This is a genomic window from Streptococcus danieliae, from assembly GCF_025447695.1.
GTDB classification, from domain to species: domain Bacteria; phylum Bacillota; class Bacilli; order Lactobacillales; family Streptococcaceae; genus Streptococcus; species Streptococcus danieliae.
In genome coordinates this window covers 1-4,811 of record NZ_JAOBSU010000117.1, presented here as the reverse complement: position 1 = coordinate 4,811, position 4,811 = coordinate 1, and the positions used below count along the sequence as shown (strand labels likewise).

Here is a 4,811-nt window from a genome sequence, read left to right as displayed (position 1 = left end):
GCTGGAAATTTCAAAAAAATCCAGTTCTATCAAGCGATTGAGTTAGGTTGATTATAACATAAAGTGATAAACTCGGGTAGTAAAAATTCCAAAATAAAGGATATAATATCTAAAATTAAGGAGCAAGGTTATGATATAATCACCCGTGACTATACAAATGACATTGGAATTCCAGTATATAGAACGTGGATTGTTAATCCGAATGATTACTCCAGGTATGCTTATACAGGATTAGGATGTCATGTTATTCCAGAAATTGCTTTGGAGCGTTCAATCACAGAGGCTGTTCAAGTAGATGATTGGAGTACCACTGGGGGAATAAATTTTGATGCTGGAATGATGAACCTGGAAGTGCTTTCTGAAAGTTTGATAAATATTTACAATCAACATTTTTTGGTGAATAAGGATATTCTGGGAACTACAGATCGGAGGACTTCGATTTTGGATTCTGTCATTGAAGCGGATAGTACATTACAGGTTTTATTAGATACGGCAAAAAAAGTTAGTGAAGCGGTCAATGGCCATGTTTATTATGTTGATTTGACGAAGCCTGGTCTAGAGACGAAGGTGGTACGAACTATTGTTACGGGAGATTTTCAAAATATGAATATACCGCTTCTTTCGGTTAGCCCTAGATTATTTGAATTTGGAAAGAAATTTGGCTATACGGACAAACTGACAACGTATGAGGAGTTATTCATGGGTAAATATCAACACTAATTAGAGGAGTGAAGTTTTGAAAAGTAAAATGATTTCTCCTTCGATTTTGGAAGTACTTGGACTAGCCTTTAAAGAATTTCCTTGGTTAATAGTGATTTATCTAACTATGGCCATTATTAATTCGCTTTTTCCAACGGTAATTTTGGCTACGGTGACTTCTTATTTTATTGATAGTTTATTGTCCATAGCAGGAAGTGGATCCTTCTCTCAGGGGATCCTTTTTCCCTTATTTTTGTTACTTTCTACCATGGTTTGTATGCGTATCTTTGAGGAAGTACCGAAATTTTTTGAAATTCGTCTCAAAACTGCTATTGAACTGTCTATTCTCCCTCTTATTGTGCAACAACAGGTCAATTTAGAGTATCGATGGTTGGAGGATAAGTCCAAGCAAGAATTGTTCAGCCTTTTAGTTGAAGATATTGTAGAGGTCTTTTTAGAGGGAATACAAGCTTATGCGGCAATTCTTAAAGGAATTGTGGCAGTGATTTCGATTTTCTTTTTATTAACTAGTCTTCTTTGGTGGTCTGGTGCTCTAATTTTTTCATGTAGTATTCCTCTATTTTATCTATCTTTTTACCTAGGAAAGAAAAATTATGCAGCGAAAGTGGATGCAAAAAAATATGAACGTCGCTATAGTTACTATTCCGATCAAGTGTTAGTTGGTAAGGAAGCTCTGGAAGAGCGGATGTTATTTGGCTATGTGGATGATATGACTGATCGCTATGAACAAGACTTTCAAAAAGCAAGTTCGATTCAATTGCTAGTTTTGTTAAAAACACGACTAGCGACAAGAGGTATGCATATTGTCTTAATTTTACTGACAATACTGACATCGATTTGTCTCCTCTATCCATTGAGAGATGGAGAGATAAGTCCAGGGAATTTTATTGGAATCTTAACAGTTCTTTTTAATCTTGCGGAGATTTTAGGTGGAGGTTTACAGGATTCATCCAAAAGTCTTGCAGAATGTAAGGAATATATGGCGGATTTCCACCTTTTAATGGCTTTAGAAACAACACCTGGTGCGACGGACTTACCTGATCAAATACCTATTGCTTTCGAGCAAATTGAGTTCAAAGGAGTTTCTTTTTGTTATCCTGGTACAGATCGCTATGTGTTGCGGAATCTATCATTTGTTTTAGAGAAAGGACAACACTATGCCTTAGTGGGACCCAATGGTTCAGGGAAATCGACAATAGTAAAACTGCTCACCGGTCTCTACAGAGAGTATGAGGGAGAGATTTTGATAAATGGCAAGGAGTTACGGACTTACCCATTGTCGACTATTAAAGCTTTGATTTCAGCAGTATTTCAGGATTTTTCTCATTATCAAATTCTCCTGAGGGATAATTTACAATTGGGGGTGACCCGCGATGTGGAGGAAAAGGACTATCTAAAAGTTTTGCAGCAGTCAGGATTGAAGGAATTATACGATTCTTTACCATTGGGACTAGATACTGCTTTAGGAAAGCTGCAGACAGGAGCGAGGGAGTTATCGGGAGGACAATGGCAAAAAATTACTTTTGCACGTTCTTTATTACATGAGGCTCCGATTAAAATTTTAGATGAACCGACAGCTGCTTTAGACCCGATTGCAGAAGATAGTCTTTACCAAGAGTTTGATCGCTTGATGCAAGGTAAGACGACTTTGTTCATTAGTCATCGTCTGGGTTCGACGAAGCTTGCCGATCAAATTATTGTTTTAGATGGTGGGAGAATTGTGGAGAAAGGAAGATTCGAGAATTTATTAAATCTCGGTGGTCTTTTTTCTGAAATGTATAGTCTGCAGAAGGAGTGGTATCAATGAAACAAAAGTATTCATTTGAAATGATCACCATGCGAAATACTATTGACTATTTTAAGAAATCCACTTGGTGGGGAGTTCTGGAGCAAGTCGTAGCAACTCTTCGGGCGGTTTGTTTCGTGATGAGTTTATGGGCTATGCAGGAGGTATTTGATCGGGTTTATCGGTTTACGCAAACTCAGATTAGTATTCTTGAATTTACAGGCTACTTATTATTGTTGTGTGTTATCTTGATCATAAATCAACTTTTAAATGGTTATGGGCAGTATTTGATGAGCCAAGTCTCTTACAGTAACATGGGGAAATTGATGGGAGATTTTCAGCGAAAATTAGGCAGAATTGATCCTGTTCATTTTGAAAGGGAAGAATTTTTAGATCAAATTGAACGAGCCAAGGACTGTCTAGAGTATGAGGAGTTGGGGCATTTGGCTTCCATTACCTTACAGTTTGTCAGTTACTATACTATCCTTTTACTTCTGGTTGGATTTTATCTTTTCCAATTTTCTCCGCTTATTCCTATTATAATTGTGTTGTCCTTTATTCCTTTGGTCCTAGGATATTTGCTTCATTATCGCCAAGCTCGCAAATTAGAAGAAGAAACCTATTCTTTGCGTCGGCAAAATCGCTATTATGTTGAAAGTTTAGTTGGCCCCCAGTTTTTTAAAGAAACAAGACTACTAGGTGGCTTTGGGTATTTCTATAATCACTTTTTTAGTACCTTGTATTCAGTAGTTCGAAGAGAGGAAAGAGCTAGTCTGAAGATGATGTGGATTAAATTAGGTTTGAATCTTTTTTCTTATTTAGGTTTTGGCTTTGTACTTTACCTGCTTTTTATTGAATTGACACAAGGTAAAGTCTCTATTGGAGCATTCTCCTCTACATTTATTCTCCTACCTCAATTTTTTTCTTTGGTAGATGAGCTTGTTTCAGAGCATATTAGTGGAATTGGGGATTCTCTTTCTCAGGTGGTAAATTTCTATCAGCTAATGGACTTTCCTGAGCGAGGTGGAAATATGGGAGAAATTGATTTTTCTAAAGGATTAGTGGCTGAGCAAGTTTCTTTTAGTTATGGAGAGTCAAGTCAGCTGATCTTAAAGGAGCTAAATCTAGATCTACAAAAAGGTGAAAGTATCGCTTTGGTTGGAGAAAATGGATCTGGGAAAACGACCCTTATCCGTCTTCTACTGGGACTATATACACCTACTTCTGGTCAGGTATGGATTGGAGATTTAGAAACACAAACGACTCATCAAAGAAGCCTATTTCGAAGGACTTCGGGCGTTTTCCAACAATTTCAACGTTACAAACTATCGCTGCTGGATAATATTTGCATCAGTGATTGGTCTAAAGATGTTGAGGAATCCGTTATCGACCGATTATTGGAAATGGTCGGTGGACATTTAAAATCAATAGATAAGAATATGCTTTTAGCACCAGAGTTTGGAGGAATTAACCTTTCAGGTGGGCAGTGGCAACGCTTGGCAATCGCAAGGGGATTATATCGAGAACATGACTTTATCATAATGGATGAGCCGACAGCAGCGATCGATCCTAAAGAGGAGTATCGACTGTATCAGATGTTTGAACAAATGGTGGCAGAAAAAACATCTATTTTAGTGAGTCATCGTCTAGGATCAGTACGTTTAGCCAGTCGCATAGTTGTATTGGACCAAGGAAAAATTGTGGAGATTGGCAGCCACGAGGAACTTTTAGCAAAGAAAGGGAAGTACTTTACTTTGTGGAGATCTCAATCTAAGTGGTATGATTAGCAGTATCTGTTATAGGGGCTAAAAAAGGGGAGACTTGAATAAGGATTGGAAAGTAGTCAAGAATTAAAAGTTGCAGAGACAACAGTTGTTCCTCATATTCCAAGGGAAATCAGACATCAAAATTGATTAAGTCGAGCTAGAAAGATTAGAGGGTATTCTAGCTTGAATCTCAGTTTTGTCCTGTTGCTGTTTAAGGCTCTACAGTATAATAGCTGATAAGGAGGAAGTGTGTGGATGAAATTTCTAGTTGCGATGGATTCGTTTAAGGGATCCGCTACTTCTATGCAGCTGAATCAGGCTGCTAAAGCAGGGATTGTCGAGGTTTTGCCAGATGCAGAAGTGGTCACTATCCCGATTGCAGATGGGGGCGAGGGGACTTTAGAGGCACTGGCTCATGCTTTGGATGGCACTTGGGTTGAGGTGGAGACGGTGGACTTACTTGAACCCGAATTATTCATAGATAACTAAAAAAACTTCTAGAAACCCTGATAGATCAATGTTTCTAGAAGTTTTTGATT

At 38.0% G+C, this 4,811-nt stretch carries 4 protein-coding genes; all 4 read left to right on the top strand.

Annotated features, from left to right (window positions below; genetic code table 11):
• The first annotated feature begins 63 nt into the window (after nucleotides 1-63).
• Nucleotides 64-720: a YcaO-like family protein gene (locus N4310_RS07525; protein ID WP_262092692.1), complete on the top strand. Its 657-nt coding sequence runs from the start codon at nucleotides 64-66 to the stop codon at nucleotides 718-720.
• A gap of 16 nt (nucleotides 721-736) precedes the next feature.
• Nucleotides 737-2,527, top strand: a complete 1,791-nt coding sequence (locus tag N4310_RS07520) for an ABC transporter ATP-binding protein (RefSeq protein ID WP_262092691.1) — start codon at nucleotides 737-739, stop codon at nucleotides 2,525-2,527.
• Nucleotides 2,524-4,293: an ABC transporter ATP-binding protein gene (locus N4310_RS07515; protein ID WP_262092690.1), complete on the top strand. Its 1,770-nt coding sequence runs from the start codon at nucleotides 2,524-2,526 to the stop codon at nucleotides 4,291-4,293. Before N4310_RS07520 ends, N4310_RS07515 begins: the two co-directional genes overlap by 4 nt.
• A 234-nt stretch (nucleotides 4,294-4,527) precedes the next feature.
• Complete coding sequence (locus tag N4310_RS07510; protein WP_262092689.1) at nucleotides 4,528-4,761, top strand: glycerate kinase; 234 nt, start codon at nucleotides 4,528-4,530, stop codon at nucleotides 4,759-4,761.
• Nucleotides 4,762-4,811 lie beyond the last annotated feature (50 nt).

What these genes read in the sequence shown, in the direction of transcription:
- N4310_RS07510 (WP_262092689.1), top strand. Translation starts at nt 4,528, where the DNA reads ATGAAATTTCTAGTTGCGATGGATTCGTTTAAGGGATCCGCTACTTCT.
- N4310_RS07515 (WP_262092690.1), top strand. Translation starts at nt 2,524, where the DNA reads ATGAAACAAAAGTATTCATTTGAAATGATCACCATGCGAAATACTATT.